General features: G+C 64.8%; 16 protein-coding genes. 8 read left to right on the top strand and 8 right to left on the bottom strand.

Features of this window, described 5'->3' with window-relative positions:
* The first annotated feature begins 59 nt into the window (after window positions 1–59).
* Complete coding sequence (gene rplQ, locus B4400_RS02550; protein ID WP_078308582.1) at window positions 60–620, top strand: 50S ribosomal protein L17; 561 nt, start codon at window positions 60–62, stop codon at window positions 618–620.
* Window positions 621–623: 3 nt separating this feature from the next.
* Entirely contained in the window at window positions 624–1508 is an 885-nt protein-coding gene (truA, locus tag B4400_RS02545; protein ID WP_078308583.1) for a tRNA pseudouridine(38-40) synthase TruA, read from the top strand.
* On the opposite strand, the gene B4400_RS02540 is transcribed toward truA, so the two are convergent.
* From B4400_RS02540 to B4400_RS02520, 5 genes are all read right to left on the bottom strand, one after another.
* A complete protein-coding gene (locus B4400_RS02540; protein ID WP_078308584.1) occupies window positions 1509–2225 on the bottom strand; it encodes a cutinase family protein in 717 nt (238 codons plus the stop codon). It lies immediately after the preceding gene.
* A 57-nt stretch (window positions 2226–2282) separates the two neighbouring features.
* A complete protein-coding gene (locus B4400_RS02535) occupies window positions 2283–2834 on the bottom strand; it encodes a cutinase family protein (RefSeq protein WP_078308585.1) in 552 nt (183 codons plus the stop codon).
* A 132-nt stretch (window positions 2835–2966) separates the two neighbouring features.
* A complete protein-coding gene (locus tag B4400_RS02530) occupies window positions 2967–3956 on the bottom strand; it encodes an alpha/beta fold hydrolase (RefSeq protein WP_078308586.1) in 990 nt (329 codons plus the stop codon).
* A 10-nt stretch (window positions 3957–3966) separates the two neighbouring features.
* The gene (locus B4400_RS02525) at window positions 3967–4617 is read right to left on the bottom strand and encodes a cutinase family protein (protein WP_078308587.1); all 651 of its coding nucleotides are present in this window, start codon (window positions 4615–4617) and stop codon (window positions 3967–3969) included.
* A 1-nt stretch (window position 4618) separates the two neighbouring features.
* Window positions 4619–5671 (bottom strand): EamA family transporter, encoded by a 1053-nt coding sequence (locus B4400_RS02520; RefSeq protein ID WP_078308588.1) that lies wholly within the window; start codon window positions 5669–5671, stop codon window positions 4619–4621.
* A gap of 72 nt (window positions 5672–5743) precedes the next feature.
* Between B4400_RS02520 and B4400_RS02515 the strand changes: the two genes are divergently transcribed.
* The gene (locus tag B4400_RS02515; protein ID WP_078308589.1) at window positions 5744–6298 is read left to right on the top strand and encodes a CGNR zinc finger domain-containing protein; all 555 of its coding nucleotides are present in this window, start codon (window positions 5744–5746) and stop codon (window positions 6296–6298) included.
* A gap of 13 nt (window positions 6299–6311) precedes the next feature.
* On the opposite strand, the gene eccE is transcribed toward B4400_RS02515, so the two are convergent.
* Complete coding sequence (gene eccE, locus B4400_RS02510; protein WP_078308590.1) at window positions 6312–7946, bottom strand: type VII secretion protein EccE; 1635 nt, start codon at window positions 7944–7946, stop codon at window positions 6312–6314.
* A gap of 205 nt (window positions 7947–8151) precedes the next feature.
* Here eccE and eccB point away from each other — a divergent pair, with 205 nt between their 5' ends.
* Window positions 8152–9630, top strand: coding sequence for a type VII secretion protein EccB (gene eccB / locus B4400_RS02505; RefSeq protein ID WP_078308591.1), 1479 nt, complete (start codon window positions 8152–8154; stop codon window positions 9628–9630).
* 17 nt (window positions 9631–9647) lie between these two features.
* On the opposite strand, the gene mycP is transcribed toward eccB, so the two are convergent.
* Together mycP and eccD are read right to left on the bottom strand one after the other, a co-directional pair.
* On the bottom strand, window positions 9648–11090 hold the full coding sequence (gene mycP / locus B4400_RS02500; protein ID WP_078308592.1) for a type VII secretion-associated serine protease mycosin: 1443 nt from the start codon (window positions 11088–11090) through the stop codon (window positions 9648–9650).
* The gene (gene eccD, locus B4400_RS02495; protein ID WP_078308593.1) at window positions 11087–12622 is read right to left on the bottom strand and encodes a type VII secretion integral membrane protein EccD; all 1536 of its coding nucleotides are present in this window, start codon (window positions 12620–12622) and stop codon (window positions 11087–11089) included. Before eccD ends, mycP begins: the two co-directional genes overlap by 4 nt.
* 266 nt (window positions 12623–12888) lie before the next feature.
* Between eccD and eccCa the strand changes: the two genes are divergently transcribed.
* From eccCa to B4400_RS02475, 4 genes are all read left to right on the top strand, one after another.
* Complete coding sequence (eccCa, locus tag B4400_RS02490) at window positions 12889–16875, top strand: type VII secretion protein EccCa (RefSeq protein ID WP_078308977.1); 3987 nt, start codon at window positions 12889–12891, stop codon at window positions 16873–16875.
* Complete coding sequence (locus B4400_RS02485) at window positions 16872–18251, top strand: type VII secretion-associated protein (RefSeq protein WP_078308594.1); 1380 nt, start codon at window positions 16872–16874, stop codon at window positions 18249–18251. The genes eccCa and B4400_RS02485 overlap by 4 nt, the downstream gene beginning before the upstream one ends.
* A gap of 140 nt (window positions 18252–18391) precedes the next feature.
* The gene (locus B4400_RS02480; protein ID WP_078308595.1) at window positions 18392–18670 is read left to right on the top strand and encodes a WXG100 family type VII secretion target; all 279 of its coding nucleotides are present in this window, start codon (window positions 18392–18394) and stop codon (window positions 18668–18670) included.
* 49 nt (window positions 18671–18719) lie between these two features.
* A complete protein-coding gene (locus B4400_RS02475) occupies window positions 18720–19007 on the top strand; it encodes a WXG100 family type VII secretion target (protein ID WP_078308596.1) in 288 nt (95 codons plus the stop codon).
* The last annotated feature ends 32 nt before the right edge of the window (window positions 19008–19039 follow it).

The raw sequence follows: 19039 nt of genomic DNA, 5'->3' as shown, positions 1-19039 counted from the left end.
CACAATCCGTCCCGGCCCTACCTGATACGGGGGCCGGCCCCGAATAGGAGATAGTTGCAATGCCCAAGCCCAAGAAGGGTCAGCGGCTCGGTGGGTCGTCTTCACACCAGAAGGCGATCCTGGCCAACCTTGCCACCGCGCTGTTCGAGCACGGCCGGATCAAGACAACCGAGACCAAGGCCCGTGTGCTGCGGCCGTACGCCGAGAAGCTGATCACCCACGCCAAGAAGGGTGATCTGCACAACCGGCGCGAGGTGCTCAAGAAGATCCGCGATAAGGACGTCGTCCACGCCCTCTTCGACGAGATCGGTCCGTTCTACTCCGATCGCAACGGTGGCTACACCCGCATCATCAAGGTCGAGAACCGCAAGGGCGATAACGCGCCCATGGCGATCATCGAGCTGGTGAAGGAGAAGACGGTCACCTCCGAGGCCGACCGGGCTCGCCGGGTCGCTTCGACCAAGCAGGCTGAGGCTCCGGCCGCTGCCGAGGCCGAGGAGACTCCTGCCGAGGACGCCGTCGAGGTCGAGACCGACACTGCCGATGATGCGGCCGCCGAGGACGAAGGTGCGGCGGACGCCGCGACTGACACGGCCGAGGACGCAGACAAGAAGGAGTGACCTTTGGTCACCTCTGACAACCAGCCCGCTACCGGAGACGGTGGCGGGCTGGTTCGTTTACGGCTCGATATCGCCTACGACGGAACCGATTTCGCGGGCTGGGCGACTCAGGTCAACCAGCGCACGGTCGCGGGGGTGCTGGGTGAGGCGTTCACGACCATCGTGGGCGAGCCGGTGTCGCTGTACGCCGCCGGGCGTACGGATGCGGGCGTGCATGCGACAGGCCAGGTGGCGCATCTGGACATCCCACACGCCCGGCTACCGGAAATTCTCGGCAGATCCCGCTCCGTGGATGCGCCCGAATTCGGCAGGCTGATTCGGCGGCTGTCGCGCTTCCTGCCCAAAGACGTGCGTGTGCTCGATATCTGCCGCGCCCCGGCACATTTCGATGCACGGTTCTCTGCCTTGCGGCGGCACTACGAGTACCGGATATCGACGGCTCCATTCGGAGTGCTGCCTCTCGCGCGGCATGAGGTCGTCGGATGGCACCGTCCGCTGGACGTCGGCGCCATGGCGGAGGCCTCGCGGAAACTGGTGGGGCTGAACGATTTCGCCGCCTTCTGCCGCCATCGTGACGGTGCCACAACGATCCGCGAGTTGCAGCGGTTCGACTGGACGGTCGACGGGCATCAACTGGCCGCGCACGTGAGTGCCGACGCGTTCTGCTGGTCGATGGTGCGTTCGCTGGTGGGTGCGGTGCTGGTCGTGGGGGAGGGTAGGCGGCCGGTGCAGTGGTGCGCCGACTTGCTGAAGAAAGAAAGGCGTTCAAGCGATTTCGCTGCAGCGCCGGCGCGCGGACTGACGCTGGTCGGTGTCGACTATCCGCCAGACGATGAGATGGCGGCGCGCGTGTTGATCACCCGCGACATTCGAGTGCGGCAGGACTAACTACTCGGCGGACTCGGCTTCGCCGTGCCGGTTGAGTTTCGAGGCGACGAAGGCCGCGGCCTCGGCGGGTAGCCCGGTGCGTTCGTATGAGGTGTGGGCATCCCAGCTGTTGTTGGGTCCGGCCATGCAGATCGGATCTCCTTGATTGCACAGATCGATTGCACGAGAACCGAATACGCCGGCAATACCGCTCAGTGGGCCACCGGTTCGGTGGGTGGCGTTGCCGAATGTTGCGATGGCGACGACGCGATCGCCCACCGCGGGAGGCAGGGGGCGGCTGAACCCGATTCCGACGTTCGGGACGCCGATGATGGTGTCGATCACCTCGGCGCCCATGGAGTACCCGCCGATGACGAACTTTGTCCGCGGACAGCTGGCGGCCACCGATTGCAGGTGATTGCTGAGATCGTTGGCTCCGCCGCCGGCCGAGAAAATACCCGCGTCGTAGTTGACGGGGTAGACGTTCATGCTGGCGCCGGTGGCCTGGATGCGTGGGGTCAAGGAGTCCACGAACTCATCGCCGACTCGGCCCAACCCGACGGGCTCCTTGCGTCCCCGCGCAAAGGAGACGTCGACATCCGAACACGGATCTGCCGCAGCTTGAGGTAACGCATAGACAAGTCCGACAACATTCGCCGCTGACAGCGCGAACACCGTCAGGGCGACAAGATAACTCAGGACAACGCCGACCCTCGTGCCCCGCTGATGCGTGGTCACACCACGATGCTACGGGTCAGCAAGTTCCTGCGCGCCGTTTCGTGGACTGTGCCCGTGCTAAAGCTTGCCCGCCACGAACGATGCGGCCTGCGAGGGCAGATTAGTCTGCTCGTAGGTCTGATGCGCGGTCCATGAGCGGCCGCCCTCCTGGCAGACGGGGTCGCCGGGATTGCACTGGTCGATCCACCGTCCGGCGAGGGGCCCGGTCATGCCGCCACCGCGACGGTCGATGTTCCCGAACGTCGCGATGCCCTTGATCCGGCCCGCGACGTCCGGCGGCGGGTTGTTGGCGATGTCGTCCACGACGGTTGCGCCCATCGAGTACCCGCCGATCACCAGCTTGGTGTTGGGGCACGATGCGGCGACGTCGCTGAGGTGTCCACGCAGGTCGTCGGCGCCTTCTCCGGTGGAGAGCAGTCCGGCGCTGTAGTTGACGGGGTAGACGTTCATGCTGCCGACCTTGGACCCGAGGGCGTCGACGAACGCCTGACCCACACGGCCCAGACCGACCGGCTCATCACGGCCGCGGGCGAACGAGACATCCACCGCGGCGCACGGATCGGCGCTCGCGGGCGCCGGCTGCGAAATGGTCACCAGGCCGATGAACATGAGCAGGGCAGCGAGGAGATATCCGGGCCGCCGGACGTGCGAGATTGCAGGTGAAACAGCACTGTGCGTCGTCACACGCGAATGCTACGGGTAAGTCAACCTAGTTGTCATGTCGGTGCGGTATGGGTCGCGTCACCTGGGCGGAAGCGAGGCCAGGAACTCGACCATCGCGGAGTTGATCGCGTCGGGCCGCTCCATTTGCACGAAGTGCCCGGCCCCCTCGACGATCAGAACCGACCTCAGCCCGGGAACCAGATCGGCCATCGCCGTCATCGGGTCGCGACCAAGCATTTCCAGCACCGGATCGGCCGATCCCGCCATGAAGGCCACCGGTATGCCGATGGGTGTGTCCTGCAGGTGCTCGTTCTGGGCCCACACCAGATCCTCGGCCCGATACCAGTTGAGGCCGCCGGTGAATCCTGTGCGCGTGAATTCTGCCGCGTAGTAGTCGAGATCTTGTTCGGACAGCCAATTCCAGGGCAGGGGAGGAGGAGTCGGTAGTACGTCCAGGTAGCCATTGCGCTTGCCATCCACCTGCGCCGGGTGATCCCAGCAATCCAGATAGCGGTTCGCTCCGCTGAGCGCGTGGAACAGCGTGGCCAGGAAGGCTTTTGGCCGCGTATTCAGCTCAGACTCCGCTACGCCCGGCTCCTGGAAGTACTCCAGATGCGTGAAGTGCTGAGAGGCAAGGTAGTTGAAGCCAATGCTCGGCTTGACCGGGAGCCGTCGGGTACGTGGCACCGACAGCTGGATCAGTGCACGGACTCGATCCCCTGCCCAGGCGGGCATGTCCCACACCAGATGTGCCCCGAAATCGTGCCCGGAGAACACCGCGTCCGGCAGATCGAGGGCGTCGAGCAGGCCCACGAGGTCGTTGACCGTGGTGCCGCGGTCATAGGCCGTAGGGTCCCGCGGCGCCGTTGTACGTCCATATCCGCGCATGTCCGGTGCGATGGCCCGATATCCGGCCGCCGCAAGTGCGGCCAGTTGGTGGCGCCAGGTGTACCAGAGCCCGGGAAAGCCATGGCACAGAACAACCGCCGGGCCTTCGCCCTGTTCGGCGACGTGCATGTCGATTCCATTGACATGCAGCTGACGGTGGGTGATCTGGGAAACAGTCACCCGGGCGACGTTAGTTCACCCGGGCGGCCGCGAAGTCCGCAGCCTGCGCAAAGAGTGCCGGCGGGTACGTGGTGTGGGACTTCCAGCTTTCGTTGTCGCCGGCCATGCAGACGGGATCGCCGTCATTGCACAGGTCAAGGACGCGATCGGAGTAGGCGCCGGCCAGATTCTGAATGGGGGCGAAGCGGTTGACGATGTTGCCAAAGGTGACAATCGCCCGGATGCGGTCACCGACCTCGGGGGGAACCGGGTTGGTGAAGTTGAAGAAGTCTCCGATCGAGACGGGACCCTGGAAACCCAGCGCGGTGTCGACAACCCCGGCGCCTAGCGAGTACCCGCCGACAACCAGCTTGGTGTTGGGGCACGAGTTGGCCACCGACTGCAGGTGTGCGCTCAAATCGTTGGCTCCGCCGCTGACGTCGGTGTTGGCGTCGTATCGGACCGCGTAAACGCCAACGTCTTTGACGCGATTGCGCAATGCACTGATGAAGCCGTCGCCGATGTTTCCGACACCGGGCGGCTGACTGCGGCCGCGGGCGAACGACACCTCGACATTCGGACAGGCCGCCGAGGCGGTGGCGGGGAGAAGGACCGCGAGACCCGTGGTCAACATGATTGCCGCAACCGAAACAACCGCCGCGCGGGCGGCGGCGGTAAGCAACTTACTGGCTGGGCGTGGATTCGGCTGTAGCGTCACACACCGAGGTTACGGATAATTCGCTGTCACTGCCATGTGATTTCAATCCCGCGGGTAAAGAAGCTGTGTGTCCGGCTGTGCTGGATTCGGGGTCCGAAGGGGTATCCGCACCCCGGTGTGCCAGAACCAGTCCGGCGAGAATGACCGCGGCTCCCGCGTACTGGATGGGCGCGATGGTTTCCCCGAGGAGTACCCATCCCGCGATCACCGCGCACAGCACCTCGGTGAGCGCGATCAACGACGCGTAGCTCGGTTTGAGTCGGGCAATGGCGGCGATACCGGTGAGGTACGCGATCGCGGTGGTGACTACCCCGAGAATGAGGATGGGCACGTACACCGGCGCATGCCAGCCCGCGACCTGCACAGCCTGGGTGGAGAAGGTCATCGGCATGATGCCGGTCAGCCCGAAGCCTCCCACCGCGACCGTTCCGACGAGCAGCCCGCTGGTAGTCAGGGTGATCGGTTGCAGCCCTTGTGCCTTGCCGCCCGCCCGGTGTGACGAGATGAAGTAGTACGCGGCGCAGACCGCCGCTCCCAGTCCCCACAGCACCCCCACCGGCTCGACGCGGGAGCCGCTGAAGATGTTGAGCACCAGCAGCATTCCTACTAGCGCGAGTGCCGCGCCGGCGAGCACGCGGGCATGCGGGCGTTGCCGTGTGGACAGCCAGATCCAGGCGATCACCAGGATGGGGCTCAGGAACTCCAGGAGCATCGCCACGCCGACCGACATGTGCCTGACCGCACCGAAATAGCAGAATTGGGCGCCGGCGACGGGAATGATTCCGTAGAGCACAACGACTTTGGCGTGGCGCCGGGCCTCGGCGAACCAGCCGGGGGCCGCGATGCAGGCTGCCACGACCATGACTGCGGCGCCGGTGGCCAGGCGCGCGGTGACGACGGCGGTCAGGGACCAGCCGGCCGCCATCAGCGACTTGGCGAAGGGGCCGGAAAAGCCGAAGGTCGCGGCCGAGACGAGGGCGAGTATCACGCCGGCCCGAAAATTGGCCTTGTCGTTCACCGCACCTCCCGCATGTCATGAGTAAAATCGAATATGGTCATGACGGTATAAGTGAAGGATGTCAGGTGTCAAATGCTTTTCACTCATGACGCGGAGCAAGGGCTGAAGTCGGCTGCTGAGCTGATCAACACCGCGCGCAATGACCGGGAGCTACTCCCGGATCCGGGCGCGCTGCCGCCGCTTCTGGATCGGTACGGCTGGACGGGCAGGCGCGACGGCGACGAGGCGGAACTGCGGGCCGTGAAGGCGCTACGGACTCGATTGGGCGATATCTGGGGGCATATCAACGATGAGGAGTATGTGGTCCGGCAGGTCAACGCCTTGCTCGCCGATACCCACGCCTCACCCTGGCTCACCCGGCATGTCGAGGAGCCCGATTGGCATCTGCATATGGCTGCCAGTGATGCGCCACTGGCGGACCGTCTCGGTGCCGAGACCGCAATGGTGTTCGCGGACCTGGTACGCACGGGCGAGCAGCGACGCCTGAAGACCTGCGCCGCACCGGATTGCGATGCTGTCCTGGTTGACTTGTCGCGCAACAGGTCCCGGATGTTCTGTGACACCGGGAACTGCGGTAACCGGCAGCATGTGGCCGCCTATCGGGGGCGTATACGCGACGAGCCCTAGTGGCGCGAAAGCTCTACTGCGCGTAGGCCTGGATCGGTCGGCCCAGGTAGGCGAGCTCATCGCTGACCGTCACGAGGCGGACCTGGATGGTTTCCCCGCCCGCGGTCAGGAGAATGTGGTCGCCGTAGCCGTTGGGCTGGTCGATGATGACATCCGGCCGGGCCGGAAGCGCGTCGTACTCGCTGCTGATGATGTGCACGGCCGTGCAGTTGCTGGGCAACGCGGTCGGCTGCATGCCGTCCACGACGGCCAGGGTGCATCGGGGGTCGATAAAGCCCGGGCCACTGGCAAATTGGATGCGATTGGCGTCGCCAATCGAGGTCACCATGACATCCCACATGTGGGGACGGTCGGTGTAGACGACCACGAGCGCGCCGATCGCCACCGATCTCAGCACCACCTGCTGGCATACGTAGAGCTCGGCGCGTACCACCACAGTGTGAACGCCCAGCCCGGACAGCCGCGCCGCGATCGCGCGGCCCGACATATCCGATCCGATCAACTGTCCGCAGCCCGATGTCGGCAGATGAATGCCGTCGAGCTCCTCGTTGCTCATCTCGATGCTGCGGGTCAGATACTCCAGCCCGATGGCGCCCACGGGGAGTCCGGCGAAGAACGCATCACGCTGGCTGCCGTTGAGTGAGGTCATTCCGGTGGAGTGGCGTACGGGGAGTTGTTCGTCAGTTGCCCACCGAACCAGTGCGCCAACCGATGTGCGGCCCTTCGTGGCGGGGCGCAGCCGAACGGTCACGGTGGTCTCCAGCGTCGGCCGGGCCCACAATCCCGTCAGGGTGGCATCGGTGATGTACCACGGGTCAATTCCCATGGCGACGTTGTAGGAGTCGATCAGCATCAGCCCACTCCACTCCTCGTGCATGGGCGCGCCCGCGTACTGGCGGAGCATTTCGGCGCTGATCCGGTGAATCTGTCCGGCCTGCAGGATGGTGCTGGCGCAGTGGGCGGCCGCCAGTGCCCGCCGGACTCGTGCCGTGGCGATGACGGCGCACCTCTCCGCACCGCGGCGGCCGCCCCCGCGTCGGAATACCGCGTCGACGTTCACGCCGGGGTCAAACCGAAGTACCACCCAGACGGTGCGGATGGCGACGGCAGGCAGCGGGCCCACCAGTCGGTCGTATCCACCGCGCAATACTGTTCCTTGTGCCGTGCGCTGGCCATTGCTGATGACATCGATGCTTTCGAGCTCAATATCGTTCTGATGCATGCACTCCCGCAGTACACGCAGAGGCACCAGGGAGTCGGTGGCGCAGTGATCCGGGGTGATGACCGAGGGGTGGCGCTGGGTTGCACTGACCTCCAGTACCGTGATGAGTTTTCCGTTCTCCCAACGGGTTCCGGTCCAGCTGTCCTGGCTGCTGGGAGTGTCGGCAATGCTGCCCGAGCTTCGGTAAGTGCGGCCCGTCAGATACTTGAATCCGGTAACCGCCCAATGTCTGACGGTCTGACCTCCCCATCGGCCTAGGACCAGTGCCAAGGACACGATCGCGATCAGTAGTGCTGCCCACCACGGCCAGCCGAACAGTAATGAGATCAGGACTGCGGCGAGGATCAGCAGCTGCGAGATCACCATGATCTGGATCGGCATCGTGGCCCGACGTACCTGCTCGGGAGCCGCCCCGCTCGAGGTCACCTTTCCCCCTTCTGTCCCGCCGTTGTGCCGCACCCACCCGACTGAGGCCCGCGGCTGCCACCCGCAACCTATCGTGGTTGCCCAGTATTGCAATAGGCTGCATGGCCGTGTGGCCCGTACGTAGGATCTAACAAGATCTGGGGGCCGGCCTGGTGGCATCACTAGGTTGTAGATGCGAGTTTCGCAGATTTCCTGGAGGGGGACGATGGCGCGACAACCGACAACCCGGTTGCAGGTCAGCGGGTACCGGTTCCTCGTGCGGCGTATGGAGCACGCGCTGGTTCGCCGTGACGTCCGAATGATCCACGACCCGATGCGGGCGCAGTCCAATTCGCTCATGGTCGGCATTGTGCTGGCCACCGTCGTCGTTGCCGGCTGTGCGATCTTGGCGTTCTTTCGGCCTAACATGCCGCTGGGTGATCAGCCCATTGTCATGGCCAAGGACACCGGCGCGGTCTACGTCCGGATCCAGGACACACTTCATCCCGCCCTCAATTTGGCGTCCGCGCGACTGATCTCCGGAAACAACGAGAATCCCAAGCCGGTCAAGGACTCGGAGTTGGCGAAGGCGCGCCGTGGCCCGTTGGTCGGGATTCCCGGTGCGCCAGCATCCATTTCGGCGCCGCTGACGGGTGACGACACCATCTGGACGGTGTGCGATGTCGCGACACCCCCGCCCAGCTCGACCGTCACCACCACGGTAATCGCGGGCAAGGTAACCCTGGAGAACGGCAACCAGGAGATGCCCAACGACAGGTATGCCCTGGTGACGGTGAATAGCCAGATGTACCTGCTCTATGACGGCAAGCGCGCGGCGGTCGACCTGACGAATCCCGCGGTGACCCGCGCGCTGCGTCTCGAAGGTGTGACGCCGCGGCCGATCTCGATGTCCGTACTCAATGCCGTGCCCGAGGTACCGGCTATCGCTCCGCCGCCCATCCCGGACGCTGGAGGGCCGTCGCCTATTACAACCGCGGGCGTTCGGGTGGGGTCGGTCATCAAGATGAGCCGGGCGGACTCCGCCGAGTACTACGTCGTGCTCTCCGGTGGAGTGCAACGCGTCAACGAGGTCACCGCGGATCTGATCAGATTTTCCGATTCCCAGGGTGCGCAGGACATCGTCGCTGTGGCTCCCGACGTGATTTCGGGGTATCCCAGCCTCAACCAGCTTGCGGTACAGACATTTCCGGAACGCGCGGGGAAGATCGTGGACATCCCGGAGAAGTCGGTGCTGTGCAGCAGTTGGAAGCCCGGACAGGAGAAGACGCAGGAGCACGCCACCACCAAAGTGTTGATGGGAAACTCGCTGCCGTTGAAGACCGATCAGGTACCGGTTGTGCTAGCACAGGCCGACAAGGAGGGCCTCAACGTCGACACTGCCTACATTCCGCCCGCGCGTAGCGCCTTCATCCGCTCCACCGGCCTGGGCGGGGACACCGGGCGTGCGGAGTCTCTCTATCTCATCCTCGATACCGGCGTGCGCTTCGGTATCGGTAACCTGGAGGCCGCGAAATCGCTGGGCCTCACGGTTGAACCGGTTCCGGCACCGTGGCCGGTCGTCGGGCTGCTCCCGCCAGGGCCCCGGCTGAGCAAGGAAGACGCGCTCGTCGAGCACGACGGAATGCCTCCCGACAAAACAGGTTTGGCGATCAATCCGTCAACATCGAGCACCGCGCCCGCGTAAACCGCACGCCACCGGCGCTAGTCGGTGGAGTTGTCCCGGCCTTGCCGCAGCTTGCGCACCGGCGCCAGCATCGCCAGCGCCGCGGCGAGAAATGCCGCGCAGACTGCTATTCCGATCAACGCTACATGCCGCGGCCGCGGGTCGGCGGGTGCAGGCGCAGGTGGCAGCTGCAGTTTTTTCGCCGCGTTGGCCCGGGCGAGATCACTTGTGGTGCCGAGGTCGTCGCTGACCGCGGCGAGTGCGTCCACCATCCCGTAGCCCAGATAGGGGTCCCAGCCGCCCGGCGGGCGGTGCGCAGTGTTCTTGATGCGGTCCATGACCTCACGAGCGCTCAACTGAGGGAAACGTGAACGTACCAGCGCGACAACGCCACTGACGACCGGCGCGGAGAAGCTGGTGCCCTGAATCGGTACCGGACCTTGCTCGCCCATGTAGGCGTTGGTCAGCGCATCACGGTTGGGATCCAAGGAGAGGATGTCTTCACCGGGAGCGGAGACATCGACCCAGGGGCCGCCGAGGCTGAACTTGGAGGGTTGCCCGTCCGGGCCGATTGAGCCCACCGTGAGGACGAGGTCGTTGTACCACGCCGGACTCACCGTTTCCAGGACGGCATCCCAGTCCGGGGTATTGGGTCGAGCTGGGTCCGGCGGTGGGTTCTGGTTCTTGCACTGCCCCTCGCCGACATTTCCCGCGGCGACCACCACCACGACGTTCTTGACATCCACGGCGTACTGCAGTGCGGCGCCCAACGGTCGATCGTCCAGGAATTGTTTGGCGGAGGCGCACGCCACCTCGGAGATGTTGATGACCGTCGCGCCGAGGTCCGCGGCGGTGCGCACCGCCATCGCCAGGGTGTCGACGTTTCCGACGCCGCTGATCTTGGAGGGATCGTCTCTGTCGTTTCCGCCGCTCTTGTTCTTCACTGCGAACTTCGCGCTGGATTGCCGAATGGTGATGAGACTGACATCGGGCGCGATGCCACTGAACGCGCTTGCTCCCGTGGGATCCGGTGCGGCCGCGATGATTCCGGCGACAATGGTGCCGTGCGCGTCACAGTCCTGAGTGCCGTTGCCGCCCTCGAAGACGTAGTCTCCGCCGGGGATGAGTGGTGGTAGGCGTGGACTGCGCGCCACGCCGGTGTCGATCACCGCGACCGTCTGGCCGCTACCACGCGACAGTTGCCAGACCAACGGCAGATCCAGTCCACGCTGCTGCGCGGGCACCTTGTTGAGGTCGCGCTTGGGATCGATGCCGGGGAATCGGCACAGTTCCTTCTGCTCCGTGGGTTCGATGGGACCGGGAGGCCGCGGGCCGGGAAGCATGCTCGGATCGACCGGAAGTGGAGCGAAGGCGTGTGCCGTCGCGAGCATGTGCATCGAACCGGTCGCCAGCTGTGAGGACATCGCCAACATTGCAACGGCTGCAGCGGTGGCGATACGGCGGGCCACGCCGAGGTTCATGGCAGGTTCAATCCCCGCACGGCGCTGTACACACCACATACCCAGACGGCCACGGGAACGATCAGCGACAGCGCGATGTACTCGATGATCTCCACTGTGCGACGTGCGACAGGGGAGTACTTGCGCGCCGACACCAGGAAGCCGAGGGCGATGGCCGAACCGGCCGCGATCGCCATCATTGCCGTAGTGAACACGGCGGCTGTCGGGTACGCGATGGCGATGAACGCGAATCCCGCGACGGGAATGGCCAAGCCGCCCAGGTTGATGACCACTGTCTGCGCGAGGTCGGCATGCGAGCGCGCCCGCAGCATCATCGCCAGCGCGATCAATCCCGCCAGCACCACACCACTGAATCGGTGTGCGCCGGTGGGATGGTGGTCGCCTGCACCGGGGAAGGTCAGCGCCGCGAGCATGGCGCCCGCTGCGGTGGCGGCGGATGTTCCGCACACCAGCCCGGTCAGCACTGCGTGCGCTCGCAGCGCCTTCTCGCGCAGATCGGGGAGCGGCGGCAGCGCCGTGGCGTCCTCGACGTTGTCAGCCTCGGTATCCAGTCCATCCAGACCCTCGATGGCTTCGATCGGGGCCGTCGAATGTTCGGGACGAGATGGTGCGCCCTGTGTGGGCACCGGGGGAAGGGGTAGTCGAGCGAGAGCCATTGCCACACGCGGCGAAAGGGCCACCGAGCAGATTCCGACCGCGCCGAGTACGGCCCCAAGGCTGTAGATCGACGGCTCGAAAAGCACGTAACCCAGCGTTGCCGCGAACCCGAGCAGTGATCCCGACGCGACCGCGACGAGTGACATCGTGCCGGTGCCGGTCGCGCGCATGGCGAGGATGGATACGACCATCGCGACCATCAGTGCCAGCATCGCGTGCGGGGCGCCGTACTTTCCCGGCACGAACAGCGCTCCCGCCACTGCGGAGAAGCCGACGGCGCAATGACTCAGCGTCACGGAGGCGAGCGAATCGTCGTAAACCCTGTTCGCGAAGACCGCGGCGGTCATCGCCACCAAGGCGATCGCGACGGCGATGATCGGAAGGAGCAGGCCGGGATTTGTCGCGCCCGCGCGTAGGAGCGCCGTGGCGCCGAGCACCGCGGCCAGTCCGCACGCGGAAGCGCCGAGTATTCGAGCGGCGGTGCGGCTCCACGGATGTGCCGACACGGTACGAAATGTGGACACGGCGAGGAAGACATCGTCGAACAGCGGATCCGGTGCGGTGACATCGGAGGTGGTGAGGATGAGTTGATCGCCATCGCGAACCTCCAACTCCCCAAGGGTGCTGGACATCTGCAGTGGCGGCTGACCAGGCCGGGACAAACGCCAATGCGTTTCCACGGCGTCCCCTGGGCTGGTCAGCTCGGGGACACCGACATGCTGGTTGATGATGTCGACGACAGAGCCGACCAAGAGGGCGAGCGGGACACTCGTCGGCAGCGCCAGGTCGACCTGAGTGCGGTCAGCCTGAATGGAAACGCGGCACAGTTCGAGAACCGCCGAACGTTGCTCGGCGCCCGACTGCGCATGTGTCATGCTGTGCCCCTACCTGCCCCCACGGTCATTGATCTTTGCGCATGCACACTAGCCGAACGCGCCTGAGCGCCGCCAGCGGTTCGGCGCATACAGGCGAACGTCAGCCGACCAACCAGCGGCCCTGGCGATCGTGTGAGCGAATTCGTTGCGGCACCGGATATAACGGCCCTATCCTTTAGCCCGCCGTGGGCTTGGGCGGTAGCGTGGATGCGAAATAGGCACGAGATGTGGCGCGGGGGAAACCGGAGGGCCAGGGTGAGCGTGGGGTGAACACCACAATATTCATTCGTCGGCCTCGGCTTGCGGTGCCTCGTGTTCCGGGTGGCGAGATCAATGTGCAGCCACCGCCGGAGATTCCACGGCCGGTGCCGTCGCCGATCATCGCGAAGATCATGCCGCTGGTCATGGTGGTGGCAATGGTGGGCATGATTGCCTTCTTTGTCACCTCGGGGAGCCTGGGTGGCGGCGCGGGCGGCGGGATCGGGCGCAGCCCGATGTTCATGCTGTTCCCGATCATGATGATGGTCTCGATGGTCAGCATGGTCTCCAACAGCGGCGGCAAGGGAGCCAAGACCAGCGAAATCAACGAGGACCGCAAGGATTACCTGCGGTACCTCGAAGTGGTGCGCAAGAATGTCACCGATACCGGTGGTGCTCAGCGTAAGGCCCTGCTGTGGAACAACCCTGACCCGTCTGCGCTGTGGACGCTCGCCGGTGGCCGCCGGATGTGGGAGCGGCGTCCTGGCGACAGTGACTACTGCCATGTACGTGTCGGGGTGGGGGATCAGCGTCTGGCGGCGCAGCTGGTGGCGCCCGAGATCGGTCCGGTCGAAGAATTGGAGCCGGTGGCCTCCGTGGCGTTGCGCCGGTTCGTGCGGACACACTCGCTGGTGCCTGAGCTGCCGATCGCGTTGAACCTGAGGGGTTTCGCGGCCGTCACCATCGATGGCTCACCCGAGGTGGCGCGAGGCATGTTGCGCGCCATGATTTGTCAGCTGGCGATGTTCCATGGGCCGGACCAATTCCTGGTCGCTGCAGTGGTGAACCGGCATGCGGCCCCGCACTGGGACTGGCTCAAATGGCTTCCGCACGCCCAGCATCCGACCGCGTTCGACGGTGTCGGCGCCAGCAGGCTGGTCTACCACTCGCTGGGGGAGGTCGAGGAGTCGTTGGCTTCGCTCATCACTGAACGTGAACGGTTCTCGCGGACCGCGCAGCCCTCTTCCGGACGACCGCAGATCCTCATCATTGTGGACAGTGGCACGTTGATCGGTTCCGAACGCCTCATCATCGATCACGGCATCGATTCGGTGACCCTCGTCGAGATCGGCACGCGGGTGGACCCGCTCGCGGCCCGCCGCGGTATGCAATTGGAGCTGAGCGATCGCGGCCTCGGAGCCAAGGGCAATGTGGGATCTGAGGTCTTCGCACACCCCGATCACCTCACCATCACCGAGGCGATGGCGTGCGCCCGCCGTATGGCGCCCTATCGGGTACTCGCCGGAGGTAGCGACGAGGTCCAGATCCAAACCGAGGTCAGCACGCGCTGGTCCGACATCGTGGGGATCGGCGATCCTGGTCTGCTCAACCCGGAAGTGGTGTGGCGCAACCGGGTTGGTCGCGACCGGCTGCGTGTACCCATCGGAATCGCAGTCGATGGCACTCCCATGGAACTGGATATCAAGGAGGCCGCCGAGAACGGCATGGGCCCGCACGGACTGTGCATCGGCGCTACCGGTTCGGGTAAATCGGAGTTCCTGCGCACATTGACATTGGGCATGATCGCCACGCATTCGCCGGATGCCCTGAACCTCGTGCTTGTCGACTTCAAGGGTGGTGCGACGTTCCTGGGCCTGGACCGGGCGCAGCATGTCTCGGCGATCATCACCAACCTCGCCGAAGAGGCGAATCTGGTGTCCCGCATGAAGGACGCGCTGGCCGGTGAGATGAACCGGCGCCAGGAGCTGCTGCGCGCCGCGGGCAACTTCGCCAATGTCACCGAGTACGAGCGTGCCCGCGCCGCCGGTGCGTCCCTCGCCCCGCTGCCGGCACTCTTCATCATCGTCGACGAGTTCTCCGAATTGCTGAGCCAGCACCCGGATTTCGCGGAGCTGTTCGTGGCGATCGGCCGTTTGGGCCGGTCGCTGCACGTCCATTTGTTGCTCGCCTCGCAGCGCCTGGACGAGGGCCGCCTGCGCGGGCTGGAATCTCACCTGTCTTATCGGCTGTGTCTGAAGACTTTCTCGGCGAACGAGTCCCGTGCTGCGATTGGTGTCCCGGACGCCTACCACCTGCCCAACACCCCGGGTTCCTGCTACCTCAAGGATGACTCGGGGGAGCTGACACGGTTCCAGACCTCCTATGTGTCCGGTGCGTATGTCCCGTACGGGCCGGCGCGTCGTGCCGTCTCCTCCGGCGGCACGAGCGCCGCGCCGCGGTTGTTCACCGCCGCACCGGTGGCGCTGCAAATGCGCCCCGCGGAAATCGTGGAAGACGACACCGTTGCTGCTTCCGAAGGGGTGATCGGCCGGTCGGTCATCGACACGATCCTTGATCGCGTTGAAGGACATGGCAATCCAGCGCACGAGGTGTGGCTGCCGCCGTTGGACGATTCGCCGACTCTCGGAGATCTGATTCCCCGTCACGGTCGCGCCGGCTTCGACGCGGTGGGCAGTTTGACCATCCCGATCGGAATCGTGGATCGGCCGTACGAGCAACGGCGTGACCCGTACATCGTTGATCTGTCCGCCGCGGCGGGCAATGTCGCCATCGTCGGCGCACCCCAGTCCGGAAAGTCCATGGCGGTGCGCACGCTGGTGACGTCGCTCGCGGTGACGCACAGTCCCGCGCAGGTGCAGTTCTATTGCCTGGACTTCGGTGGTGGCACGCTCACCTCGCTGGCGCAACTACCGCATGTCGGTTCGGTGGCCAGCCGGCTGGAGTCGGATCTGATCCGGCGTACGTTCGCCGAAATGCTGACGATCGTCAGGTCTCGGGAGAATGCCTTCCGCGCCTACGGGATTGACTCGATGGCCGAGTACCGGCGGCGCAAGGGTGCCGGTGACCCGCAGCTCGCGAGCGATCCATTCGGTGACGTGTTCTTCATCATCGATGGCTGGTCCACGGTTCGTCAGGAGTTCGAGGCGCTGGAGCCGCAGGTCACAGCGCTGGCGGCGCAGGGGCTCGGTTTCGGTGTGCACACGGTGGTCACGGCATCACGCTGGGCCGAGATCCGGCCAGCCCTGAAGGACCAGATCGGCTCGCGCGTCGAACTTCGCCTCGGTGATCCGCTGGACTCGGACTTCGACCGCAAGCTGGCACAGCTTGTTCCGGATGGCAGGCCAGGTCGGGGTATCACTCGCGACCGCCGGCACATGCTCATCGGACTGCCGCGCGTCGACAGCGTCTCGTCGAATCAGGACCTCGGTGAGGCACTCGCTGCCGCCGCCGCGAGCATGCGGCAGCGCAGCTCGGCGGAGGCTCCGCAGGTTCGCATGCTGCCGCACAAGATCGATTACGCCGCGCTGGTTCCACAGGCGCCGAAGAACGAGCTGCCAAACCTGCGCATCCTCGTCGGCATCAACGAGACGGAGTTGGCTCCGACGTTCCTGGAATTCGGCGAGCAGCCGCACATGATGATTTTCGGCGACAGCGAGTGCGGCAAGACCGGGCTGTTGCGCACCATCTGCCGCGAGATTGTTCGGACCACCACCCCGCAGCAGGCGCAGCTGTTCATCGTGGACTTCCGCCGCACCTTGCTCGGTGTCGTCGAGACGGAACACCTGGCCAAGTACGCGATGTCGAGCACCACCTTGGTCGATGAGGTTCCGGTGTTGATCGAGCTTCTCAAATCCCGGATGCCGGGACCCGATGTCACACAGCAGCAGTTGCGTGACAGATCCTGGTGGTCCGGCCCGGAGATCTACATCTTGGTCGACGACTACGACCTGGTGGCCCTGGCGAGCGGAAACCCGCTGTTGCCGCTCGCGGAGTATCTGCCGCACTCCAAGGACATCGGGCTGCATGTTGTCATCGCGCGCCGCACTAGCGGCGCCTCGCGAGCCATGTTCGAGCCGATGATGGCGCGCATGAAGGACCTCTCCTGCATCGGTTTGCAGATGAGCGGAAACAAGGACGAAGGTGTTCTGATCGGCACGGTTCGGCCGGGTGAGCAGCCGCCGGGTCGCGGCACTTTGGTCATGCGCTCGGGCGGCCAACAACTGATCCAGGTTGCCTGGAGCGATCCGCAGTGATCCTGGATCGCGACCCGCAGACAGGGACGCGGGTAGCGATTGAAGTGACCGAGACCGCCATCCGGGCACGAATCGGGGATGTCATCCGGGAAGCCGGACAGGCCGATGTCCGGTCGGCGGTCGCCGCACTCGACGACGAGACGGCGCTGCTATCCGGTCGCGTGGTTCCGTCTCGCGCACTCTGGGCCGCCCTGTTCGAGTCGTTGCTTACCGATCGGAGTGCTCCGGTCCGCGTTGATTCCGTGCTGCTGATTTATCCGACGACGTGGAGTTCCGGACGGCGCACGTTGTTGTCGAATGCGGCGCGGATGATGGCGGCGACGCTGACCGTGCGTTCGCGCGCTTTCGCCCTCGCCGAGCGCGGCGTGCGTGCCGATTTGTCGGGCCGCTCGCTCGTGGTGGTCGAGGTGTCGCCGGGTGAGGTCGCCGTCACCGTGGTGGGGCACGGCTCTGCCGGTGAGCCGGGATCGGCGGTTCGTCATCTCGAAGAGCGATCCTGGGAGACCAAAACGGCCGCGGATGTCGCGCGCGCTGTGGCGCGTGCTGTCGAGGAGGTGGTCCGGGGCGAACGGCCCGGAGTTGCCGCGATCCTTGTCGACTCGGCCGAGAGTGAGATGGGCGAGGCGATCGTCGACGCGGTCGATCGGATCGGCCTGACTCCCGGGGTATCGCAGGTCGCCGAGGATGCGGTGTTCCGTGACGTTAGCCAATCTCCCCGCGTCTCGGCCTTCATCGACGAGCCCGCCGACGAGCCCGCTAGCGCGAGACGGCCCGAATGGACACCCACCTCATCCGCCAGATCGGTTCCGCGACTTCCCGTGCGGTGGCCGGTTGCCGCGATTGGTCTGGCGGCCGCGGTTGTCGTGGCGGGTGTGGTGTTGACGGTGGCCTCCACACGGGGGCGGCAACCGTCACCGACGACTCCCGTAATGGCGACATCGCTGCTGGTGGAGGGGGGTGTGCAGTTCATGGTGCCCGCCGAGTGGGCGGTGCGACGTATCCCTGCGGGCGGTGCTGGTTCGGCGCGGGTGGAGGTGATCTCGCCCAAGGATCCCGAGGCGACCGTGCATGTGACTCAGGTGCGGGTGAAGTCGGCCGAAACCCTGGCATCAACCGCCGAGACGCTGCGTGTGGCCATGGAGAAGGAGTTGCCGGGGGTATTCACGGACTTCAAGGCCGACGATCGCACAATGGGGCGGGCAGCGGTCACCTACACGGAGGTCCGCGCGGGCCATGACATCGCGTGGGCCGTATTTCTGGACGATGACCTGCGAATAGGTGTTGGCTGTCAATTCAAAAAGGGTAGCTACGATTCGGTTCAGCAGGCCTGTGAACTGGCAATTCGAACGGCAAATGCGGTACTATCAGGTAACTAATAAGATTGCTGAAAAAAGTTTGAAAAAGATGGAACCGATCTGACGATAGGGCCATCGTATGTAGTTGTAAGGACAAACCGGCCAGAAACCGGAAGTCACACCCGTGACTGGCCGGGCCTGGGGACAAGGGAGGACACGAAGTGGCTGTTTTTCAGAATGACCTGGCGTTGCTTGATTCCACGGCTAAGAAGATCGACGGCAAGTACCAGGAGTTCACTGCGATGCAGACCCAGCTGCGGGATCGCGTAGCGGTAGGCACCAGCACTTGGCAGGGTCAGGCGCGGCATGCCTTTGATGAGGCGATGGCCCGTTTCGATCAAGAGATGGGCGACATCCAGAAGGTGCTCTTGCAGATCCACGACACCATGGACTCGAACAAGCGTCGCATCCAGGAGATGGACGAGAGCCAGACCTTCTAGGCGTCTCGTAATAGTCATCAAAGACATTACATAGCAAAGGGGATCGACCATGCAGATTACTTACAACCACGGCGAGATCGACGCGCTGGTTGCCGATGTCAAGGGCATCATCAACAAGTTCCAGGCCGGCCTCGAGGAGCTGCAGCACGACATTCAGCCCCTCGTCCAGCAGGCCGAGGGGCAGGAAGCGACTGCGTACCAGGAGTACCAGAAGGCTTGGCACCAATCCGCCCAGGACCTCAACCAGATCCTGACCCAGCTCAACTCAAAGGTTGACCAGGGTAACCAGGACGCGCAGCACACCGACCAGAGCGCTGCGGGTGCCTGGCACGGCTAAATCGCCGACGGTTTTTCAAGACCCTGTGGGGC

Origin of the sequence: Mycobacterium sp. D16Q13 (assembly GCF_002013375.1) — a bacterium.
Lineage (GTDB): Bacteria > Actinomycetota > Actinomycetes > Mycobacteriales > Mycobacteriaceae > Mycobacterium.
This window is presented reverse-complemented; position numbering and strand designations above follow the sequence as displayed.